This window comes from Klebsiella sp. LY (assembly GCF_004010915.1).
Classification (GTDB): Bacteria; Pseudomonadota; Gammaproteobacteria; order Enterobacterales; family Enterobacteriaceae; genus Klebsiella; species Klebsiella quasipneumoniae.
In genome coordinates, this window is the sequence record NZ_CP022444.1 from 2,604,708 (window position 1) to 2,625,631 (window position 20,924).

12 protein-coding genes, 2 tRNA genes, 3 rRNA genes and 1 riboswitch are annotated in these 20,924 nt (G+C 56.3%); of the genes, 13 read left to right on the forward strand and 4 right to left on the reverse strand.

Features of this window, described 5'->3' with window-relative positions; translation table 11 throughout:
- Positions 1-26: 26 nt before the first annotated feature.
- Together ppc and argE are read right to left on the reverse strand one after the other, a co-directional pair.
- The gene (gene ppc, locus CE636_RS15620) at positions 27-2,678 is read right to left on the reverse strand and encodes a phosphoenolpyruvate carboxylase (protein ID WP_017899812.1); all 2,652 of its coding nucleotides are present in this window, start codon (positions 2,676-2,678) and stop codon (positions 27-29) included.
- A 258-nt stretch (positions 2,679-2,936) separates the two neighbouring features.
- Complete coding sequence (argE, locus tag CE636_RS15625) at positions 2,937-4,088, reverse strand: acetylornithine deacetylase (RefSeq protein ID WP_004203688.1); 1,152 nt, start codon at positions 4,086-4,088, stop codon at positions 2,937-2,939.
- Between the two features lie 113 nt (positions 4,089-4,201).
- On the opposite strand from argE, the gene argC reads away from it, so the two are divergent.
- The 4 genes from argC (at position 4,202) to oxyR (ending at position 8,640) form a co-directional block, all read left to right on the forward strand.
- Complete coding sequence (gene argC / locus CE636_RS15630; protein WP_004203689.1) at positions 4,202-5,206, forward strand: N-acetyl-gamma-glutamyl-phosphate reductase; 1,005 nt, start codon at positions 4,202-4,204, stop codon at positions 5,204-5,206.
- A gap of 6 nt (positions 5,207-5,212) precedes the next feature.
- Positions 5,213-5,989 (forward strand): acetylglutamate kinase, encoded by a 777-nt coding sequence (gene argB, locus CE636_RS15635; RefSeq protein ID WP_085955164.1) that lies wholly within the window; start codon positions 5,213-5,215, stop codon positions 5,987-5,989.
- A 100-nt stretch (positions 5,990-6,089) separates the two neighbouring features.
- The gene (gene argH, locus CE636_RS15645) at positions 6,090-7,463 is read left to right on the forward strand and encodes an argininosuccinate lyase (protein ID WP_017899811.1); all 1,374 of its coding nucleotides are present in this window, start codon (positions 6,090-6,092) and stop codon (positions 7,461-7,463) included.
- 259 nt (positions 7,464-7,722) lie between these two features.
- Complete coding sequence (gene oxyR / locus CE636_RS15655; RefSeq protein WP_002883015.1) at positions 7,723-8,640, forward strand: DNA-binding transcriptional regulator OxyR; 918 nt, start codon at positions 7,723-7,725, stop codon at positions 8,638-8,640.
- Here oxyR and sthA read toward each other — a convergent pair.
- Positions 8,623-10,023: a Si-specific NAD(P)(+) transhydrogenase gene (gene sthA / locus CE636_RS15660; protein ID WP_002883016.1), complete on the reverse strand. Its 1,401-nt coding sequence runs from the start codon at positions 10,021-10,023 to the stop codon at positions 8,623-8,625. The two genes, oxyR and sthA, sit on opposite strands and share 18 nt — an antisense overlap.
- 196 nt (positions 10,024-10,219) lie before the next feature.
- Between sthA and fabR the strand changes: the two genes are divergently transcribed.
- Together fabR and CE636_RS15670 are read left to right on the forward strand one after the other, a co-directional pair.
- Entirely contained in the window at positions 10,220-10,855 is a 636-nt protein-coding gene (gene fabR, locus CE636_RS15665) for an HTH-type transcriptional repressor FabR (protein WP_004151856.1), read from the forward strand.
- Between the two features lie 15 nt (positions 10,856-10,870).
- A complete protein-coding gene (locus tag CE636_RS15670; protein ID WP_004203691.1) occupies positions 10,871-11,230 on the forward strand; it encodes a YijD family membrane protein in 360 nt (119 codons plus the stop codon).
- Positions 11,231-11,280: 50 nt separating this feature from the next.
- Here CE636_RS15670 and trmA read toward each other — a convergent pair whose 3' ends face one another.
- Entirely contained in the window at positions 11,281-12,381 is a 1,101-nt protein-coding gene (gene trmA, locus CE636_RS15675; RefSeq protein WP_004203692.1) for a tRNA (uridine(54)-C5)-methyltransferase TrmA, read from the reverse strand.
- Positions 12,382-12,495: 114 nt separating this feature from the next.
- A riboswitch (cobalamin riboswitch) is annotated at positions 12,496-12,683 on the forward strand.
- Positions 12,684-12,747: 64 nt separating this feature from the next.
- On the opposite strand from trmA, the gene btuB reads away from it, so the two are divergent.
- The 7 genes from btuB (at position 12,748) to rrf (ending at position 20,867) form a co-directional block, all read left to right on the forward strand.
- A complete protein-coding gene (gene btuB / locus CE636_RS15680) occupies positions 12,748-14,586 on the forward strand; it encodes a TonB-dependent vitamin B12 receptor BtuB (protein ID WP_023319435.1) in 1,839 nt (612 codons plus the stop codon).
- Positions 14,531-15,382 carry a glutamate racemase gene (gene murI / locus CE636_RS15685; protein ID WP_004203695.1) on the forward strand — a complete coding sequence of 284 codons (852 nt, stop codon included), beginning with the start codon at positions 14,531-14,533 and terminating at the stop codon, positions 15,380-15,382. The genes btuB and murI overlap by 56 nt, the downstream gene beginning before the upstream one ends.
- A gap of 396 nt (positions 15,383-15,778) precedes the next feature.
- Positions 15,779-17,318 (forward strand): 16S ribosomal RNA (locus CE636_RS15690).
- Between the two features lie 69 nt (positions 17,319-17,387).
- A tRNA-Ile gene (locus CE636_RS15695) sits at positions 17,388-17,464 on the forward strand.
- A gap of 36 nt (positions 17,465-17,500) precedes the next feature.
- A tRNA-Ala gene (locus CE636_RS15700) sits at positions 17,501-17,576 on the forward strand.
- 177 nt (positions 17,577-17,753) lie between these two features.
- Positions 17,754-20,656: ribosomal RNA gene (locus tag CE636_RS15705) — 23S ribosomal RNA — on the forward strand.
- A 95-nt stretch (positions 20,657-20,751) separates the two neighbouring features.
- Positions 20,752-20,867: ribosomal RNA gene (gene rrf / locus CE636_RS15710) — 5S ribosomal RNA — on the forward strand.
- Together the 16S, 23S and 5S rRNA genes with 2 tRNA genes alongside form the textbook arrangement of a ribosomal RNA operon.
- Positions 20,868-20,924: the final 57 nt, after the last annotated feature.

Below are 20,924 nucleotides of genomic sequence, written 5' to 3' on the forward strand. Positions count from 1 at the left end.
GCCGGGCGGCCGGGGGAAGACATCGATTAGCCGGTGTTACGCATACCGGCGGCGACGCCGGCGATGGTGACCATCAGCGCTTGTTCAACGCGCGGATCCGGGTCTTTGCCCTCTTCTTCAGCCTGGCGTGAACGGTGCAGCAGTTCCGCCTGCAGGACGTTCAGCGGATCGGTATAGATATTACGCAGCTGGATAGACTCGGCGATCCACGGCAGGTCGGCCATCAGATGGGAGTCGTTGGCGATGGCCAGCACGACGTTGATATCGGCAGCCAGCAGCTTGCGCAGCTCGGTACCCAGCGCCCACAGCTCCGGTTTCACCAGGCGCTGATCGTAATACTCCGCCAGCCACAGGTCGGCCTTCGAGTAAACCATCTCCAGCATGCCGAGGCGGGTGGAGAAGAACGGCCAGTCGCGACACATCGCTTCCAGTTCACTCTGTTTTCCGCCTTCGACTACCTTCTGCAGCGCAGCGCCAGCGCCCAGCCAGGCCGGAAGCATCAGGCGGTTCTGGGTCCAGGCGAAGATCCACGGAATGGCGCGCAGCGACTCGACGCCGCCGGTCGGGCGACGTTTTGCCGGGCGCGAACCCAGCGGCAGTTTGCCCAGCTCCTGCTCCGGAGTGGCGGAGCGGAAGTAAGGTACGAAATCTTTGTTTTCACGCACATAGCCGCGATACATCTTGCACGACACGTCGGACAGCTCGGCCATGATGTCGCGCCACTGCGGTTTGGGTTCCGGCGGCGGCAGCAGGTTGGCTTCGAGGATCGCGCTGGTATAGAGCGACAGGCTGCTGATGGTGACTTCCGGCAGGCCGTACTTAAAGCGGATCATCTCACCCTGCTCGGTAACGCGCAGGCCGCCTTTCAGGCTTCCCGGCGGCTGCGAGAGGAGCGCGGCGTGGGCCGGCGCGCCGCCGCGGCCAATGGAGCCACCGCGACCGTGGAACAGCGTCAGTTCGATCCCGGCTTTCTCACAGGTTTTGATCAACGCATCCTGCGCCTGGTACTGCGCCCAGGAGGCGGCCATCACCCCTGCGTCTTTCGCGGAATCAGAGTAGCCGATCATGACCATCTGTTTGCCCTGGATAAAGCCGCGGTACCAGTCAATATTCAGCAACTGGGTCATGACGTCGTTGGCGTTGTTCAGGTCGTCCAGCGTTTCGAACAGCGGAGCCACCGGCAGGGCGAAGCCAATCCCGGCCTCTTTCAGCAGCAGGTGAACCGCCAGCACGTCGGACGGCGTTTTGGCCATCGAGATCACGTAGGCGGCGATCGATCCGCGCGGCGCCTCGGCGATCACTCTGCAGGTGTCGAGAACTTCGCGGGTCTCTTCGCTCGGCTCCCACTGGCGCGGCAGCAGCGGACGTTTGGAATTCAGTTCGCGGATCAGGAAAGCCTGTTTGTCGGCTTCTGACCAGCTTTCGTAATCGCCGATCCCGAGGTAACGGGTCATTTCGCCCAGCGCTTCGGTATGGCGAGTGCTTTCCTGACGGATATCAATACGCACCAGCGGTACGCCGAAAGACTTCACGCGGCGCAGGGTGTCGAGCAGTTCGCCGTTGGCGATAATGCCCATGCCGCAGGCCTGCAGCGATTTATAGCAGGCGTACAGCGGCTCCCACAGCTGCTCGTTCTGCGTGATCAGTCCCGCCGGTTTCGGCAGCTTCTGACCTTTCAGGCGCGCTTCCAGCCAGGCCTGGGTCTCCATCAGCTGAGTGCGCAGTTTCTTCATCAGGTAACGGTACGGTTCCTGAGCGCCCTCGGCGCCGGCCAGGGCACGCAATTCGTCGGTACACTCCACCATCGACAGCTCGGAGATCAGCACCTGCACATCTTTAAGGAACAGATCGGTCGCTTTCCAGCGGCTGAGCAGCAGCACGTGGCGGGTGATATCGGCGGTCACGTTCGGGTTGCCGTCGCGGTCGCCGCCCATCCACGAAGTGAAACGCACCGGGACAAAGTCCACCGGCAGCTGATAGCCGAGGTTGGCTTCCAGCTGTTCGTTCAGCTCGCGCAGGTAGTTAGGCACCCCTTCCCACAGGCTGTTTTCCACCACCGCGAAGCCCCATTTGGCTTCATCGACCGGGGAAGGACGGTGCTTACGAATTTCATCGGTATGCCAGGACTGGGCGATCAGCTGGCGCAGACGGCGCATCAGCTGGTGGTGCTCGTAGTCCGCGATATCTTTGTTATCCAGCTGCTTGAGGCAGTTGTTCACTTCCACCATTTTATGGATCAGCGTCCGGCGGGTGATCTCGGTCGGGTGGGCGGTTAACACCAGCTCCAGGGAAAGAGATTCCACCGCTTTTTTGATGGTCTCTTCGTTGAGATTGGGTTGGTCTTTGAGCTTTCTCAGGGTACGCGCAATGACTTCCGGATTGCTGGCCGCTTCGCCATTCGGCGAAATGCTGTGGTACTGCTCAGCGGTGTTAGCCAGATTCAGGAACTGGCTGAAGGCACGGGCTACCGGCAGCAGTTCGTCGTTAGACAAATTCTGCAGCGTGGTCAGCAGCTCCTGGCGGTTAGCTTCGTTGCCGGCGCGTGAAGATTTGGACAACTTACGGATAGTTTCGACACGATCAAGAATATTTTCTCCCAATGCATCCTTGATGGTATCGCCCAGCACCTTGCCGAGCATACTGACATTACTACGCAATGCGGAATATTGTTCGTTCATGTTACCCCAGACACCCCATCTCATTTTATTTTGTTATATCCGCTGCGCTGGAACGTGAGCAACGGATAAGCAACCCGTCTTTTATAAAGCCACGTAAATACCCCCACGTCAATTACTGCGAAATCGCTTCAGCAAACGAGTAAATACCCGTAATTTGCGAAATTTAACTCAGGGGGCGCTGGATAAGCATCGCTTATGGAAATGTGACGATCGTCACCGTTCCGCCCCGGGAGAACGGGGCGGAAAAAGAGGGCGATTTTAGTGCCAGCAGAAGTGGTGGACCACCTGGCTAATCAGCTCCCGCGTCGGCTTGATAAAGCGCGTCTCCAGAAACTCGTCAGGCTGATGGGCCTGGTTGATCGAGCCCGGGCCGAGAACCAGCGTTGGGCACAGCGTCTGGATAAACGGCGCTTCGGTACAGTAGTTCACCACGTCGGTCTGGGCGCCAAGCAGTTTCTCAACCACCTGCACCAGCTTATGGTCCGGTGGGCACTCATAGCCGGGGATCGGCGGATGCAGCTCCGAGACCGTCAGGCGGCCTGGCCAGCGTTCGCTGACCGGGGCCAGCGCCTCGCCCAGCAGACCATTAAGGTCGTTGAGGGTCATCCCCGGCAGCGGGCGGATGTCCATATGCAGTTCACAGCAGGCGCAGATACGGTTTGAGGCATCGCCGCCATGGATGGCGCCGAGGTTGAGGGTCGGGTAAGGGACCGTGAACGCCTCGAAGTGGTAGCGCTCTTTTAGCAGATCGCGCAGCTGCATAATCCGGCCGATGGCGTCGTGCATCAGCTCGATCGCGTTGACCCCGCGCGCCGGATCGCTGGAGTGGCCGGACTGGCCCTGAATACGGATCGCGTTGGACATATGTCCTTTATGGGCGCGGATTGGCTGCAGGGAGGTGGGCTCGCCGATGATGGCGCAGTCCGGGCGCAGCTGGGTGGTTTCGGCAAAATAGCGCGCGCCAGCCATGCTGGTCTCTTCGTCGGCGGTGGCCAGAATATACAGCGGTTTTTTCAGCGTGGTGACGTCGACATCGCGCAGGGCGTCGAGAATAAAGGCGAAAAAGCCTTTCATATCGGCCGTGCCGAGGCCGTAGAGCTTGTTATCGTGTTCGGTGAGGGTGAACGGGTCGCGCGTCCAGCGGCCATCATCGAACGGCACGGTATCGGTATGCCCGGCGAGCAGCAGGCCGCCGGCGCCGTGTCCGGTGCTGGCCAGCAGATTGAATTTATGGCGCGTATCCGGCACTGGCTGTACCTCGACGTTGAAGCCGAGATCGCGGAACCAGCCGGCCAGCAAATTGATTAAAGACTCATTGCTTTGATCGAGAGCCTCTTCGGTCGCGCTGATGGACGGTGTGGCGATCAACGCGCGGTAGATCTCGATAAAGGGCGGTAAATTGTTTTTCATTGTTGACACACCTTGGGTCGTGATAGTATCAATATTCATGCATTTATTGTGAATAAAAATACAATATCGTTGAGCGTAAGAAAACCCATCGAATGTAAGGAGATGCGCTTCCAATGTTAAATACGCTGATTGTGGGTGCCAGTGGTTATGCCGGCGCAGAGCTGGTGACCTATATCAATCGTCATCCGCATATGAACATAACCGCTTTGACGGTCTCCGCGCAAAGCAATGATGCGGGAAAATTAATTTCCGACCTGCATCCGCAGCTCAAAGGCATTGTCGATATGCCGCTGCAGCCGATGTCCGATATCAGCGAATTCAGCGCTGGCGTGGACGTGGTGTTTCTCGCCACCGCGCACGAAGTGAGTCACGATCTGGCGCCGCAGTTCCTTGCCGCCGGCTGCGTGGTGTTCGATCTCTCCGGTGCCTTCCGCGTTAACGATGGGGCGTTCTACGAAAAATATTATGGTTTCACTCATCAGCATCCCGACCTGCTCAAACAGGCGGTGTATGGTCTGGCGGAGTGGAGCGCGGATGCGCTTAAAGAAGCGCAGTTAATCGCGGTGCCTGGCTGCTACCCAACGGCGGCGCAGCTGTCGCTGAAGCCGCTGATCGATGCCGGTCTGCTGGATCTCAACCAGTGGCCAGTGATCAACGCCACCAGCGGGGTGAGCGGCGCGGGACGCAAAGCCGCGATCGGCAACAGCTTCTGTGAAGTCAGCCTGCAGCCGTACGGCATATTTAACCATCGTCATCAGCCGGAGATTGCCAGCCACCTCGGAGCGAAAGTGATTTTTACCCCGCACCTGGGTAATTTTAAACGCGGCATTCTGGAAACCATTACCTGCCGCCTGAAGCCGGGCGTTGGCCATGCGCAGATCGCGGCGGTTTACCAGCAGGCTTACGCCGATAAACCGCTGGTACGTTTATATGATAAAGGCGTGCCCGCAGTGAAAAGCGTCGAAGGTCTGCCATTCTGTGATATCGGTTTTGCCGTGCAGGACGATCATCTCATCGTCGTCGCGGCAGAAGATAATCTGCTGAAAGGCGCCGCAGCGCAGGCGGTGCAGTGCGCGAATATTCGTTTCGGCTTCGCTGAGACGCAGTCTCTTATTTAAGGTGTGATGATGAACCCATTAATTATCAAACTCGGCGGCGTATTACTCGATAGCGAAGAAGCGCTGGAGCGTCTGTTTACCGCGCTGGTCAATTACCGTGAAGCGCACCAGCGTCCGCTGATTATCGTCCACGGCGGCGGCTGCGTGGTGGATGAGCTGATGAAGCAGCTCAATCTGCCGGTGCAGAAGAAAAATGGTCTGCGGGTGACGCCGGCTGAGCAAATCGACATCATCACCGGCGCGCTGGCGGGAACCGCTAACAAGACGCTGCTGGCGTGGGCGAAAAAGCACGGTCTGGCCTCTGTCGGCCTGTTCCTCGGCGATGGCGATAGCGTGAAGGTGACGCAGCTGGATGCTGAGCTGGGCCATGTCGGGCTGGCGCAGCCGGGCTCTCCGACGCTGATCAACACCCTGCTGGCGGGCGGTTACCTGCCGGTGGTGAGCTCTATCGGCGTGACCGATGAGGGCCAGCTGATGAACGTCAATGCTGACCAGGCGGCGACGGCGCTGGCGGCTACCCTGGGGGCGGATCTGATTCTGCTGTCTGACGTCAGCGGTATCCTCGACGGTAAAGGGCAGCGCATTGCCGAGATGACCGCCGAGAAAGCGGAGCAACTGATCGAGCAGGGGATTATCACCGACGGCATGATTGTCAAAGTGAATGCGGCCCTCGACGCCGCGCGCGCTCTGGGCCGTCCGGTGGACATCGCCTCCTGGCGTCACGCCGAGCAGCTGCCGGCGTTGTTTAACGGCACGCCTATCGGCACACGTATTCTGGCTTAAGATTTCATGCCCGGCGGCGCGTTGTCTGCCGGGCTTACAAGACCGTAGGCCGGGGAGGCACAACGCCACCGGCGGAACTAACGAATAAAGGAAGCATGTTATGGCACTTTGGGGCGGGCGTTTTACACAGGCAGCAGATCAACGGTTTAAACAGTTCAATGACTCGTTGCGCTTCGACTATCGTCTGGCGGAGCAGGATATCGTTGGCTCTGTCGCCTGGTCGAAAGCGCTGGTAACGGTCGGCGTTCTGAGTGCCGCTGAACAGCAGCAGCTGGAAGAAGCGCTGAATGTGCTACTGGAAGAGGTGCGCGCCAATCCGCAGCAAATCCTCGCCAGCGATGCCGAAGATATTCACAGCTGGGTGGAAGGCAAACTGATCGACAAAGTGGGCCAGTTGGGCAAGAAACTGCATACCGGCCGCAGCCGTAACGACCAGGTCGCTACCGATCTTAAACTGTGGTGCAAAGATACCGTTGTCGAATTGCTGTCGGCGAACCGCCAGCTGCAGAGCGCGCTGGTGGAGACGGCCCAGCAGAACCAGGACGCGGTGATGCCGGGGTACACCCACCTGCAGCGCGCCCAACCGGTGACGTTCGCGCACTGGTGTCTGGCCTATGTCGAAATGCTGGCGCGCGACGAAAGCCGCCTGCAGGACGCGCTGAAGCGCCTCGACGTTAGCCCGCTGGGCTGCGGCGCGCTGGCGGGAACGGCGTATGAGATCGACCGCGAGCAGCTGGCCGGGTGGCTGGGCTTTGCCTCCGCCACCCGAAACAGCCTCGACAGCGTGTCCGACCGTGACCATGTTCTGGAGCTGCTTTCCGATGCCTCTATCGGCATGGTGCATCTGTCGCGCTTTGCGGAAGATCTGATTTTCTTTAACTCCGGCGAGGCGAATTTCGTCGAGCTTTCCGACCGCGTAACCTCAGGCTCCTCGCTGATGCCGCAAAAGAAAAACCCGGACGCCCTGGAGCTTATCCGTGGCAAATGCGGTCGCGTGCAGGGTGCGCTGACCGGCATGATGATGACCCTGAAAGGGCTGCCGCTGGCCTACAACAAAGATATGCAGGAAGATAAAGAGGGGCTTTTCGACGCCCTGGATACCTGGCTCGACTGCCTGCATATGGCGACCCTGGTGCTGGATGGCATCCAGGTAAAACGTCCGCGCTGTGCGGAAGCGGCGCAGCAGGGCTATGCCAACGCCACGGAGCTGGCGGATTATCTGGTGGCGAAAGGCGTACCGTTCCGCGAGGCGCACCATATTGTCGGTGAAGCGGTGGTGGAAGCCATTGCGCAAGGGAAACCGCTGGAAGCGCTGGCCCTGGCCGATCTGCAGAAATTCAGCCCGGTGATTGTGGACGATGTTTATCCGATCCTGTCGCTGCAGTCCTGCCTGGATAAACGCGCGGCAAAAGGCGGCGTCTCGCCGCAGCAGGTGGCGCAGGCTATCGGCGAGGCGAAGGCCCGTCTGAGCTAATCCTTAGATATCTGCCCCCCTGACCCGGCCGAGCCCAGCGACGCCGGGTTTTTTATGCAAAAAAAAAAGCGGACGCAAGGTCCGCAAAAGTTCACGTTGGCTTTAGTTGTTCGGGTAGAGAAACAGTGTGACGGGCCAGTGGTTTTCAGAGGTTCACCGTCTTTATGGGTGTATTATTGAACAGAAAACTTGATAGGGATAATCGTTCGTTGCTATGCTATCTATCGCCATGGACTATCGTGGCGATGGAGGATGAATAATGAATATTCGCGATCTTGAATACCTGGTAGCGCTCGCCGAACACCGCCACTTCCGGCGGGCGGCTGACTCATGCCATGTGAGCCAACCGACGCTCAGCGGACAGATCCGCAAGCTGGAGGATGAGCTTGGCGTCATGCTGCTGGAGCGCACCAGCCGTAAGGTTCTGTTTACCCAGGCGGGGCTGTTGCTGGTGGATCAGGCGCGTACCGTGTTACGCGAAGTAAAAGTGCTCAAGGAGATGGCAAGCCAACAAGGGGAAACCATGTCCGGGCCGCTGCATATCGGCCTGATCCCGACAATTGGCCCGTACCTGCTGCCGCACATCATTCCGATGCTGCATCAGACCTTCCCGAAGCTGGAAATGTATCTGCACGAAGCGCAGACCCATCAGCTGCTGGCTCAGCTCGACAGCGGTAAGCTCGACTGCGCCATCCTGGCGCTGGTCAAAGAGAGCGAGGCCTTTATCGAGGTGCCGCTGTTCGATGAGCCGATGATGCTGGCTATCTATGAGGATCATCCGTGGGCAAACCGCGATCGGGTGCCGATGTCGGATCTGGCCGGTGAAAAGCTGCTGATGCTGGAGGATGGGCACTGCCTGCGCGATCAGGCGATGGGCTTCTGCTTTGAAGCGGGGGCGGATGAGGATACCCACTTCCGCGCGACCAGCCTGGAAACGCTGCGCAATATGGTAGCGGCAGGCAGCGGTATTACCCTGCTGCCTGCGCTGGCGGTGCCGCAGGAAAGAAAACGCGATGGCGTGGTCTACCTGCCGTGCATTAAGCCAGAGCCAAGACGCACCATCGGTCTGGTTTACCGTCCGGGCTCACCGCTGCGCAGCCGCTACGAACATCTGGCGGAGGCCATCCGCGGCACGATGGATGGCCATTTCGACAAGGCGTTAAAACAGGCGGTTTAAGCCGTTCAGCGCGGCAACCCGGTACGCTTCCGCCATGGTCGGGTAGTTAAAGGTGGTGTTGACGAAGTACTCAATGGTGTTACCACCACCTTTCTGCTCCATGATCGCCTGGCCGATGTGAATGATTTCGGCTGCGCGTTCGCCAAAGCAGTGAATGCCGAGGATCTCCTTGGTCTCCCGATGGAACAGGATCTTCAGGGTTCCCACGCTCATGCCAACGATTTGCGCCCGCGCCAGGTGTTTAAACTGAGCGCGACCCACCTCATACGGCACTTTCATCGCCGTCAGCTGCTGCTCGGTTTTCCCGACGGAGCTGATTTCCGGAATGGTGTAGATCCCGGTCGGGATATCTTCAATCAGATGCGCTGAGGCTTCGCCTTTCACCAGCGCCTGGGCGGCAATGCGTCCCTGATCGTACGCCGCGGAGGCGAGGCTCGGATAGCCGATGACATCCCCAACCGCATAGATGTGCGGAAGGGCGGTCTGATACATGCTGTTGACCTTCAGCTGACCGCGGCTGTCGGTCTGCAGACCGATATTTTCCAGCGCCAGAGTGTCGGTATTGCCGGTGCGGCCGTTGGCGTACAGCAGGCAATCGGCTTTCAGTTTTTTGCCGGACTTCAGGTGCATGATCACCCCGTCATCCACCCCCTCAATTTTCTCATACTCCTCGTTGTGGCGAATGACCACGCCGCTGTTCCAGAAGTGATAAGAGAGCGAATCTGACATCTCCTGATCGAGGAAGGCCAGCAGACGATCGCGGGTGTTGATCAGATCGACCTTCACCTCCATGCCGCGGAAGATCGACGCATATTCACAACCGATTACCCCGGCGCCGTAAATGATCACATGGCGCGGCTCATGCTGCAGGCTGAGAATCGAATCGCTGTCATAGATGCGCGGGTGGTGGAAATCGACATCCGCCGGATGGTAGGGGCGAGATCCGCAGGCGATAACGAATTTCTCCGCGGTCACCGTCTCAACCGTGCCGTCATGACACTCCAGCGCCAGAGTATGCTCATCAACGAAGTGGGCATTGCCCTGCAGAATTTCACAGTGGTTGCGCTCATAGAATCCCTGGCGCATATGAGTCTGCTGGTTGATGACGCTGTCGGCATGGTTAAGGATGTCGGCGAAAGAAGAGCGAAGAAGGCGGGAGTGGTCGCTGTAGAGGGGGTTTTGGTTAAACTCGATAATACGGCTGACGGCATGGCGGAGGGCTTTCGACGGGATGGTGCCCCAGTGGGTGCAACCGCCGCCGACATTATGGTAGCGCTCGATGACGGCAACGCGTGCTCCCTGTTTCACCAGTCCCATGGCGGCGCCTTCGCCGCCAGGACCGGAACCAATCACTATTGCATCATAATCCCAAGAGTGTGACATGGCATTACTCACCTGTTTTATACATAAAATAAACACGATGATAACATTCGCTGCGCTTTAACCCAATTATCGTTGTGCTTTTTTGCGGCATAAAAGCAGAAACGGCTCGTAAACAATCATTCACAATCCAGGGCAAACCGATTAGTTTTAATCTCTGGTATAGTGCCAGCAGGGCTATTGGAAGGATTCATACATCGTGATGGGCGTAAGAGCACAACAAAAAGAAAAAACCCGCCGTTCGCTGGTGGAAGCGGCATTCAGCCAACTTAGCGCTGAGCGGAGTTTCGCCAGCCTGAGTTTGCGTGAAGTGGCGCGGGAAGCAGGGATCGCGCCGACGTCCTTTTATCGTCATTTTCGCGATGTCGATGAGTTAGGCCTGACGATGGTCGATGAGAGCGGACTGATGCTGCGCCAGCTGATGCGCCAGGCGCGCCAGCGGATTGCCAAAGGCGGCAGCGTGATCCGCACCTCGGTCTCGACCTTTATGGAGTTTATCGGTAACAACCCGAACGCCTTCCGCCTGCTGCTGCGCGAGCGCTCGGGAACTTCTGCGGCGTTTCGCGCCGCCGTCGCACGCGAGATCCAGCACTTTATTGCGGAACTCGCCGACTATTTAGAACTCGAAAACCATATGCCGCGCGCCTTTACCGAAGCGCAGGCTGAAGCTATGGTCACCATCGTTTTTAGCGCTGGCGCGGAAGCGCTGGATGTCGGCCCTGAACAGCGCCGACAGCTGGAAGAACGGTTGGTACTGCAGCTCAGAATGATCTCTAAAGGCGCGTATTACTGGTATCGCCGTGAACAAGAAAAAATGTCACATCATTCCGAATAACGTGAAGGACGAGCAATGAAACACTCAGTTCAAGATAAAGGTACGCTGCTGCTGGCGCTGATTGCCGGGTTATCTATTAATGGCGCCTTTGCGGCGCTGTTCAGTTCGATAGTTCCGTTTTCCGTCTTCCCCATCTTATCCCTGCTGCTGACGGTCTACTGTCTGCATCAGCGCTATCAGAATCGCAGTATGCCCGTTGGGCTACCGGGCCTGGCCGCCGCTTTTTTTATTCTCGGGGTGCTGTTGTACAGCACCGTCGTGCGTGCGGAGTACCCGGATATCGGCTCTAACTTCTTCCCGGCCGTTCTGTCCGTCGCGATGGTCTTCTGGATCGGCTACAAGATGCGTAACCGCAAAAATACGGCAGCCGAATAAGCCGCCAGTGATAAAAAACCGGCAATATGACGTTGCCGGTTTTTTTTGGCCTATTTCCGGGTCAACAGCACGCCGCATTCCATGTGATGGGTATACGGGAACTGGTCGAACAGCGCCAGCCGGGTAACATTATGCGTCTGGCTTAGCGTTTCCAGATTGCGGCACAGCGTTTCCGGGTTGCACGAAATGTACAGAATGCGCGGATAGGCCTGCACCATTTTTTCCGTTTCACTGTCCAGCCCGCTACGCGGCGGATCGACGAAAATGGTCTCGCACTGATAGCTTTGCAGATCGATACCCTGCAGCCGGTTAAACTCACGAACGCCGTTCATCGCCTGAGTAAACTCTTCCGCCGCCATGCGGATAATCTGCACGTTGTCGATATGGTTGGCGGCGATGTTGTACTGCGCCGCCGCCACCGACGGTTTGGCGATTTCGGTGGCCAGGACGCGATCGAAATTACGCGCCAGCGCCAGCGAGAAGTTACCGTTGCCGCAGTACAATTCCAGCAGGTCGCCGGTCGCTCCTTTGGTGACATCCAGCGCCCACTCCAGCATTTGAATGTTCATTGCCGCGTTCGGTTGGGTAAAGCTGTTTTCCACCTGACGGTAGATCATCTCCCGACCGCCAACCGGCAGACGTTCATCTATATAATCCTGATCGAGCTCGATTTTAGTTTTGGTCGCCCGACCAATGAGATGCACATTGAGCCCCTGGGCTCGCAGGGCGTCACGCAGCGCCTCCGCTTGCTCACGCCAGGCATCATCGAGTTTTTTATGATACAGCAGCGAGACGACCGCCTGATTGCTGAGGGTGGTCAGATAGTCAATCTGGAACAGCTTATGGCGCAGCACGGGATTGTTGCGTACGCCCTCCAGCATGGCGGTCATCAGCTGATTGATGAGCGCGCTGGCGGCCGGGAAGCTGTCAACGCGAATCCGCGACCGGGTCTGCTGATCGAAAATAATATGGTACAGGTCGTCGCCATCGTGCCACAGACGGAACTCGGCGCGCATACGGTAGTGGCTGACCGGCGAACGAAACACTTCCGGAACCGGCGCGGCAAAAGGCGCCATCATGGTTTGCAAACGGACGACTTTTTCTGCCAGTTGCGCTTCGTATTGTTCGGTAGGAAGGTGTTCGGGGGTCATGATGTATCCTGAATAAAATAAGTACGCGGGGATTGTAGGGAAAGCGCCGGGGATGTCCAGCCTCGAATGCCGCGGGAAATATAATTAGCAGTCTGGACATCTATATGATTCTGATTGTAGCATTCGCCTACCGGTCCTGTGAGTTAAAAGGGAACCCAGTGGAAATCTGGGGCTGACGCGCAGCGGTAAGGAAGGTGAGAAATGAGCGCACTCGGTGCAGACACTGCGGTTAGCCGTGGGAAGTCATTATTTCTTGAAACAGCCTCCAAGCCCGAAGACCTGCCGGAATACGTCGCACTGGGTTTTATCGTCGCGAGCAACTGATAAAACCTGCGGCATCCTTTTTCTGTTTCGGATGCTTTTACAATGATTAAAAAAGCTTCGCTGATGACGGCCTTATCCGTCACGGCATTTTCCGGCTGGGCGCAGGATAGCAATTCAGATACGTTGGTGGTGACAGCAAACCGTTTTCAACAGCCGGTCAATACCGTGCTGGCGCCGACCGATATAGTGACGCGCGATGACATCGACCGCTGGCAGTCCAAAGATTTAAACGATGTCATGCGTCGTCTTCCCGGGGTCGATATTGCCCGCAACGGCGGCATGGGGCAGAGCGCTTCGCTGTATGTTCGGGGGACGGAGGCTCGCCACGTGCTGGTGCTGATCGACGGTGTGCCGATGGCGCGTCCGGGGATCTCCAATGGCGTGGATATCAGTCAGATCCCTATCTCGCTGGTCCAGCGGGTGGAATATATCCGCGGCCCGCGCTCCGCGGTGTACGGCTCCGGAGCGATCGGCGGGGTGGTGAACATTATCACCATGACCGACGCTGAGCGTTCGCAGATCAACGCCGGCGCGGGAACGAACGGCTATCAGTCCTATGATGGCGCCTTCAACAAGCGGTTTGGCGATACGCTGGTTACCGCTGCCGGCGCCTATCAGACCACCAAAGGGTTTAACGTCCAGCCGAACTCCTCTTATAGCGGCGACAGCGATCGCGACGGCTACCGCAATAAAATGCTGTGGGGCGGGGTACAGCATCAGTTCGATGATAACTTCTCGGGATTCTTCCGCGGCTATGGTTATTCCGCCAATGCTGACTATGACCAGGGTAACTGGGGCTACGCAGGTGGAAACGATGAAGATCAGTCCTATACCCAATCCTGGGATACCGGTCTGCACTACCACTCCGGAATTTACTCCTCCCAGCTGATTGCGAACTATCAGCGTATTAAAGATTACAACTACAGCAGCGACGCTGGCCGCTATGCCGCGGGCACCACCCTGGATGATATGGAACAGCGCTATATCCAGTGGGGAAATAATGTTGTGGTGGGCCATGGCGCGGTGAGCGGCGGCGTAGACTGGAAACAGGAGAAGCTGAAATCCAGCGGAACGACCAATACCGACGTGTATAAGCGCGATACCACCGGTCTTTATCTGACGGGCCAGCAGCAGATTGACAGCGTGACGCTGGAAGCTTCCGGCCGTGAGGATCATGACGAGCAGTTTGGCTGGCACGGTACCTGGCAGACGGCGGCTGGCTGGGAATTTATCGACGGTTATCGGACAACGCTCTCGTACGGCACAGGATTCCTCGCCCCCTCCCTCGGGCAGCAGTACGGCGCAGAACGCTTTGGCATCGCCTCTAACCCGAACCTGAAGCCAGAGGAGTCGAAGCAATGGGAAGCGGGCCTTGAAGGGTTAACGGGGCCGGTCGACTGGCGTCTCTCCGCGTATCGCTATGAGATTCAAAACCTCATCGATTACGACAACAACGCCTATTACAACGTCAAGTCGGCGACGATCAAGGGGCTGGAGTGGACGGGAAATGTCACCACAGGGCCGGTGGAGCACCATCTGACGCTGCAGTATGTTGACCCTCGCGATGATGAAACTAACAAGATCCTCTATCGCCGGGCGAAGCAGCAGGTGAAATACGAGCTGAACGGCCAGGTCTACGATCTGGGTTGGGATGTGACGTATCACTACATCGGCAAGCGCTACGATTATGATTACGACAATTCGCGTACCGTCAATATGGGTGGGTTGAGCCTCTGGGATGTCGGTTTATCGTATCCCGTCACCTCACACCTGACAGTTCGTGGTAAAATAGCCAACCTGTTCGATAAAGATTACGAGACAGTTTATGGCTACCAATCTGCAGGACGGGAATACACCTTGTCTGGCAGCTACACCTTCTGATCCACGTCCCACCGTGCTGGTGTTTGATTCCGGCGTCGGTGGGTTGTCGGTTTATAATGAGATTCGGCAGCTGCTGCCGAATCTGCATTACATCTATGCTTTCGATAACGTTGCCTTCCCCTATGGCGAGAAGAGCGAGGAGTTTATCGTTGAGCGCGTTGTGGAAATCGTCACCGCTGTCCAGCAGCGTTATCCCCTGGCGCTGGCGGTGATCGCCTGCAATACCGCCAGTACCGTCTCCCTGCCTGCCCTGCGTGAAAAGTTCGCCTTCCCCGTTGTTGGCGTGGTGCCGGCGATCAAGCCCGCCGCCCGCTTAACGGCGAACGGCATTGTTGGTCTGCTGGCGACGCGCGGTACCGTAAAGCGTCCTTATACCCGTGAGCTGATCGACCGCTTTGCCAATGAATGTCGGATTGAGATGCTGGGGTCGGCGGAGCTGGTGGAGCTGGCGGAAGCGAAGCTGCACGGCGAGCCTGTGCCGTTAGAAGAGCTGCGCCGTATCCTGCGCCCGTGGCTGCGGATGCAGGAGCCGCCGGATACGGTGGTGCTGGGCTGCACCCATTTTCCTCTTTTACAGGAGGAGCTGCAGTGCGTTCTGCCGGAAGGCACGCGGCTGATTGATTCCGGCGCGGCGATTGCCCGTCGCACCGCCTGGCTGTTAGAGCATGAAGCGCCGGATGCGAAGTCCAGCGACGAGAATAAAGCATTCTGCATGGCGTTGACGGCAGAAACGGAACAACTTTTACCCGTTTTGCATCGCTATGGCTTCTCGACGCTGGAAAAATTACCGCTTTAACGGCGTTTTGCACAAAAAAGAGACGGTTGAATAATTTTTTGAAAACAGGGCTTGTCAACGTCTCAGAACTCCCTATAATGCGCCTCCACTGACACGGAACAACGGCAAGCGAGCCGCCGGGTCAGCAGGGTTTCGGCGATGAAGTTCAGCGCTGAAAACCGACAGAGAAAAGCAAAATAAGGGCTTGACTCTGAATGAGGAAAACGTATTATACGGGACCTCGCAACGGTGAGCTGAAAGCCGCGTTGCAACTGCTCTTTAACAATTTATCAGACAATCTGTGTGGGCACTCAAAGTGACATGGATTCTTAACGTCCTCGGACGAAAAATGAATACCAAGTCTCAAGAGTGAACACGTAATTCATTACGAAGTTTAATTCTTTGAGCATCAAACTTAAATTGAAGAGTTTGATCATGGCTCAGATTGAACGCTGGCGGCAGGCCTAACACATGCAAGTCGAGCGGTAGCACAGAGAGCTTGCTCTCGGGTGACGAGCGGCGGACGGGTGAGTAATGTCTGGGAAACTGCCTGATGGAGGGGGATAACTACTGGAAACGGTAGCTAATACCGCATAATGTCGCAAGACCAAAGTGGGGGACCTTCGGGCCTCATGCCATCAGATGTGCCCAGATGGGATTAGCTAGTAGGTGGGGTAACGGCTCACCTAGGCGACGATCCCTAGCTGGTCTGAGAGGATGACCAGCCACACTGGAACTGAGACACGGTCCAGACTCCTACGGGAGGCAGCAGTGGGGAATATTGCACAATGGGCGCAAGCCTGATGCAGCCATGCCGCGTGTATGAAGAAGGCCTTCGGGTTGTAAAGTACTTTCAGCGGGGAGGAAGGCGATAAGGTTAATAACCTTGTCGATTGACGTTACCCGCAGAAGAAGCACCGGCTAACTCCGTGCCAGCAGCCGCGGTAATACGGAGGGTGCAAGCGTTAATCGGAATTACTGGGCGTAAAGCGCACGCAGGCGGTCTGTCAAGTCGGATGTGAAATCCCCGGGCTCAACCTGGGAACTGCATTCGAAACTGGCAGGCTAGAGTCTTGTAGAGGGGGGTAGAATTCCAGGTGTAGCGGTGAAATGCGTAGAGATCTGGAGGAATACCGGTGGCGAAGGCGGCCCCCTGGACAAAGACTGACGCTCAGGTGCGAAAGCGTGGGGAGCAAACAGGATTAGATACCCTGGTAGTCCACGCCGTAAACGATGTCGATTTGGAGGTTGTGCCCTTGAGGCGTGGCTTCCGGAGCTAACGCGTTAAATCGACCGCCTGGGGAGTACGGCCGCAAGGTTAAAACTCAAATGAATTGACGGGGGCCCGCACAAGCGGTGGAGCATGTGGTTTAATTCGATGCAACGCGAAGAACCTTACCTGGTCTTGACATCCACAGAACTTGCCAGAGATGGCTTGGTGCCTTCGGGAACTGTGAGACAGGTGCTGCATGGCTGTCGTCAGCTCGTGTTGTGAAATGTTGGGTTAAGTCCCGCAACGAGCGCAACCCTTATCCTTTGTTGCCAGCGGTTAGGCCGGGAACTCAAAGGAGACTGCCAGTGATAAACTGGAGGAAGGTGGGGATGACGTCAAGTCATCATGGCCCTTACGACCAGGGCTACACACGTGCTACAATGGCATATACAAAGAGAAGCGACCTCGCGAGAGCAAGCGGACCTCATAAAGTATGTCGTAGTCCGGATTGGAGTCTGCAACTCGACTCCATGAAGTCGGAATCGCTAGTAATCGTAGATCAGAATGCTACGGTGAATACGTTCCCGGGCCTTGTACACACCGCCCGTCACACCATGGGAGTGGGTTGCAAAAGAAGTAGGTAGCTTAACCTTCGGGAGGGCGCTTACCACTTTGTGATTCATGACTGGGGTGAAGTCGTAACAAGGTAACCGTAGGGGAACCTGCGGTTGGATCACCTCCTTACCTTAAAGAACCTGCCTTTGTAGTGCTCACACAGATTGTCTGATGAAAAACAGCAGTAAAAACCTCTACAGGCTTGTAGCTCAGGTGGTTAGAGCGCACCCCTGATAAGGGTGAGGTCGGTGGTTCAAGTCCACTCAGGCCTACCAAATTTGCGAAGCAAATTTGAAGAGGTTGCAAACGATGGGGCTATAGCTCAGCTGGGAGAGCGCCTGCTTTGCACGCAGGAGGTCTGCGGTTCGATCCCGCATAGCTCCACCATCTTTACTGCGAATACAAGAAAACTTCAGAGTGAACCTGAAAAGGTGCACTGCGAAGTTTTGCTCTTTAAAAATCTGGATCAAGCTGAAAATTGAAACGACACACAGTTAATGTGTGTTCGAGTCTCTCAAATTTTCGCGACACGATGATGTTTTACGAAACATCTTCGGGTTGTGAGGTTAAGCGACTAAGCGTACACGGTGGATGCCCTGGCAGTCAGAGGCGATGAAGGACGTGCTAATCTGCGAAAAGCGTCGGTAAGGTGATATGAACCGTTATAGCCGGCGATGTCCGAATGGGGAAACCCAGTGCAATTCGTTGCACTATCGTTAACTGAATACATAGGTTAACGAGGCGAACCGGGGGAACTGAAACATCTAAGTACCCCGAGGAAAAGAAATCAACCGAGATTCCCCCAGTAGCGGCGAGCGAACGGGGAGCAGCCCAGAGTCTGAATCAGCTTGTGTGTTAGTGGAACGGTCTGGAAAGTCCGACGGTACAGGGTGATAGTCCCGTACACCAAAATGCACAGGCTGTGAACTCGAAGAGTAGGGCGGGACACGTGGTATCCTGTCTGAATATGGGGGGACCATCCTCCAAGGCTAAATACTCCTGACTGACCGATAGTGAACCAGTACCGTGAGGGAAAGGCGAAAAGAACCCCGGCGAGGGGAGTGAAAAAGAACCTGAAACCGTGTACGTACAAGCAGTGGGAGCACCTTCGTGGTGTGACTGCGTACCTTTTGTATAATGGGTCAGCGACTTATATTCTGTAGCAAGGTTAACCGTATAGGGGAGCCGCAGGGAAACCGAGTCTTAACTGGGCGTTAAGTTGCAGGGTATAGACCCGAAACCCGGTGATCTAGCCATGGGCAGGTTGAAGGTTGGGTAACACTAACTGGAGGACCGAACCGACTAATGTTGAAAAATTAGCGGATGACTTGTGGCTGGGGGTGAAAGGCCAATCAAACCGGGAGATAGCTGGTTCTCCCCGAAAGCTATTTAGGTAGCGCCTCGTGAACTCATCTTCGGGGGTAGAGCACTGTTTCGGCTAGGGGGTCATCCCGACTTACCAACCCGATGCAAACTACGAATACCGAAGAATGTTATCACGGGAGACACACGGCGGGTGCTAACGTCCGTCGTGAAGAGGGAAACAACCCAGACCGCCAGCTAAGGTCCCAAAGTCATGGTTAAGTGGGAAACGATGTGGGAAGGCACAGACAGCCAGGATGTTGGCTTAGAAGCAGCCATCATTTAAAGAAAGCGTAATAGCTCACTGGTCGAGTCGGCCTGCGCGGAAGATGTAACGGGGCTAAACCATGCACCGAAGCTGCGGCAGCGACACTATGTGTTGTTGGGTAGGGGAGCGTTCTGTAAGCCTGCGAAGGTGGCCTGTGAGGGTTGCTGGAGGTATCAGAAGTGCGAATGCTGACATAAGTAACGATAAAGCGGGTGAAAAGCCCGCTCGCCGGAAGACCAAGGGTTCCTGTCCAACGTTAATCGGGGCAGGGTGAGTCGACCCCTAAGGCGAGGCCGAAAGGCGTAGTCGATGGGAAACAGGTTAATATTCCTGTACTTGGTGTTACTGCGAAGGGGGGACGGAGAAGGCTATGTTAGCCGGGCGACGGTTGTCCCGGTTTAAGCATGTAGGCTGATTATCCAGGCAAATCCGGATAATCAAGGCTGAGGTGTGATGACGAGGCACTACGGTGCTGAAGTAACAAATGCCCTGCTTCCAGGAAAAGCCTCTAAGCATCAGGTAACATCAAATCGTACCCCAAACCGACACAGGTGGTCAGGTAGAGAATACCAAGGCGCTTGAGAGAACTCGGGTGAAGGAACTAGGCAAAATGGTGCCGTAACTTCGGGAGAAGGCACGCTGGTGTGTAGGTGAAGTCCCTGCGGATGGAGCTGAGACCAGTCGAAGATACCAGCTGGCTGCAACTGTTTATTAAAAACACAGCACTGTGCAAACACGAAAGTGGACGTATACGGTGTGACGCCTGCCCGGTGCCGGAAGGTTAATTGATGGGGTTATCCGTAAGGAGAAGCTCTTGATCGAAGCCCCGGTAAACGGCGGCCGTAACTATAACGGTCCTAAGGTAGCGAAATTCCTTGTCGGGTAAGTTCCGACCTGCACGAATGGCGTAATGATGGCCAGGCTGTCTCCACCCGAGACTCAGTGAAATTGAACTCGCTGTGAAGATGCAGTGTACCCGCGGCAAGACGGAAAGACCCCGTGAACCTTTACTATAGCTTGACACTGAACATTGAGCCTTGATGTGTAGGATAGGTGGGAGGCTTTGAAGCGTGGACGCCAGTCTGCGTGGAGCCAACCTTGAAATACCACCCTTTAATGTTTGATGTTCTAACGTTGGCCCCTTATCGGGGTTGCGGACAGTGTCTGGTGGGTAGTTTGACTGGGGCGGTCTCCTCCCAAAGCGTAACGGAGGAGCACGAAGGTTAGCTAATCCTGGTCGGACATCAGGAGGTTAGTGCAATGGCATAAGCTAGCTTGACTGCGAGCGTGACGGCGCGAGCAGGTGCGAAAGCAGGTCATAGTGATCCGGTGGTTCTGAATGGAAGGGCCATCGCTCAACGGATAAAAGGTACTCCGGGGATAACAGGCTGATACCGCCCAAGAGTTCATATCGACGGCGGTGTTTGGCACCTCGATGTCGGCTCATCACATCCTGGGGCTGAAGTAGGTCCCAAGGGTATGGCTGTTCGCCATTTAAAGTGGTACGCGAGCTGGGTTTAGAACGTCGTGAGACAGTTCGGTCCCTATCTGCCGTGGGCGCTGGAGAATTGAGGGGGGCTGCTCCTAGTACGAGAGGACCGGAGTGGACGCATCACTGGTGTTCGGGTTGTCATGCCAATGGCACTGCCCGGTAGCTAAATGCGGAAGAGATAAGTGCTGAAAGCATCTAAGCACGAAACTTGCCCCGAGATGAGTTCTCCCTGAGACTTTAAGTCTCCTGAAGGAACGTTGAAGACGACGACGTTGATAGGCCGGGTGTGTAAGCGCAGCGATGCGTTGAGCTAACCGGTACTAATGAACCGTGAGGCTTAACCTTACAACGCCGAAGATGTTTTGGCGGATTTGAGAAGATTTTCAGCTGATACAGATTAGTCGATGCGTCCGCAGGACGTGTTGATAAAACAGAATTTGCCTGGCGGCACTAGCGCGGTGGTCCCACCTGACCCCATGCCGAACTCAGAAGTGAAACGCCGTAGCGCCGATGGTAGTGTGGGGTCTCCCCATGTGAGAGTAGGGAACTGCCAGGCATCAAATTGCAGTAAGCCGGGGTGACAACCGGTGGTCATAAAGCGAAAAAATTCGGT

What these genes read in the sequence shown, in the direction of transcription:
- murI (WP_004203695.1), top strand. Translation starts at nt 14,531, where the DNA reads ATGGCTACCAATCTGCAGGACGGGAATACACCTTGTCTGGCAGCTACA.
- CE636_RS15670 (WP_004203691.1), top strand. Translation starts at nt 10,871, where the DNA reads ATGAAACACTCAGTTCAAGATAAAGGTACGCTGCTGCTGGCGCTGATT.
- oxyR (WP_002883015.1), top strand. Translation starts at nt 7,723, where the DNA reads ATGAATATTCGCGATCTTGAATACCTGGTAGCGCTCGCCGAACACCGC.
- btuB (WP_023319435.1), top strand. Translation starts at nt 12,748, where the DNA reads ATGATTAAAAAAGCTTCGCTGATGACGGCCTTATCCGTCACGGCATTT.
- trmA (WP_004203692.1), bottom strand. Translation starts at nt 12,381, where the DNA reads ATGACCCCCGAACACCTTCCTACCGAACAATACGAAGCGCAACTGGCA.
- sthA (WP_002883016.1), bottom strand. Translation starts at nt 10,023, where the DNA reads ATGTCACACTCTTGGGATTATGATGCAATAGTGATTGGTTCCGGTCCT.
- argH (WP_017899811.1), top strand. Translation starts at nt 6,090, where the DNA reads ATGGCACTTTGGGGCGGGCGTTTTACACAGGCAGCAGATCAACGGTTT.
- ppc (WP_017899812.1), bottom strand. Translation starts at nt 2,678, where the DNA reads ATGAACGAACAATATTCCGCATTGCGTAGTAATGTCAGTATGCTCGGC.
- argB (WP_085955164.1), top strand. Translation starts at nt 5,213, where the DNA reads ATGATGAACCCATTAATTATCAAACTCGGCGGCGTATTACTCGATAGC.
- argC (WP_004203689.1), top strand. Translation starts at nt 4,202, where the DNA reads ATGTTAAATACGCTGATTGTGGGTGCCAGTGGTTATGCCGGCGCAGAG.
- argE (WP_004203688.1), bottom strand. Translation starts at nt 4,088, where the DNA reads ATGAAAAACAATTTACCGCCCTTTATCGAGATCTACCGCGCGTTGATC.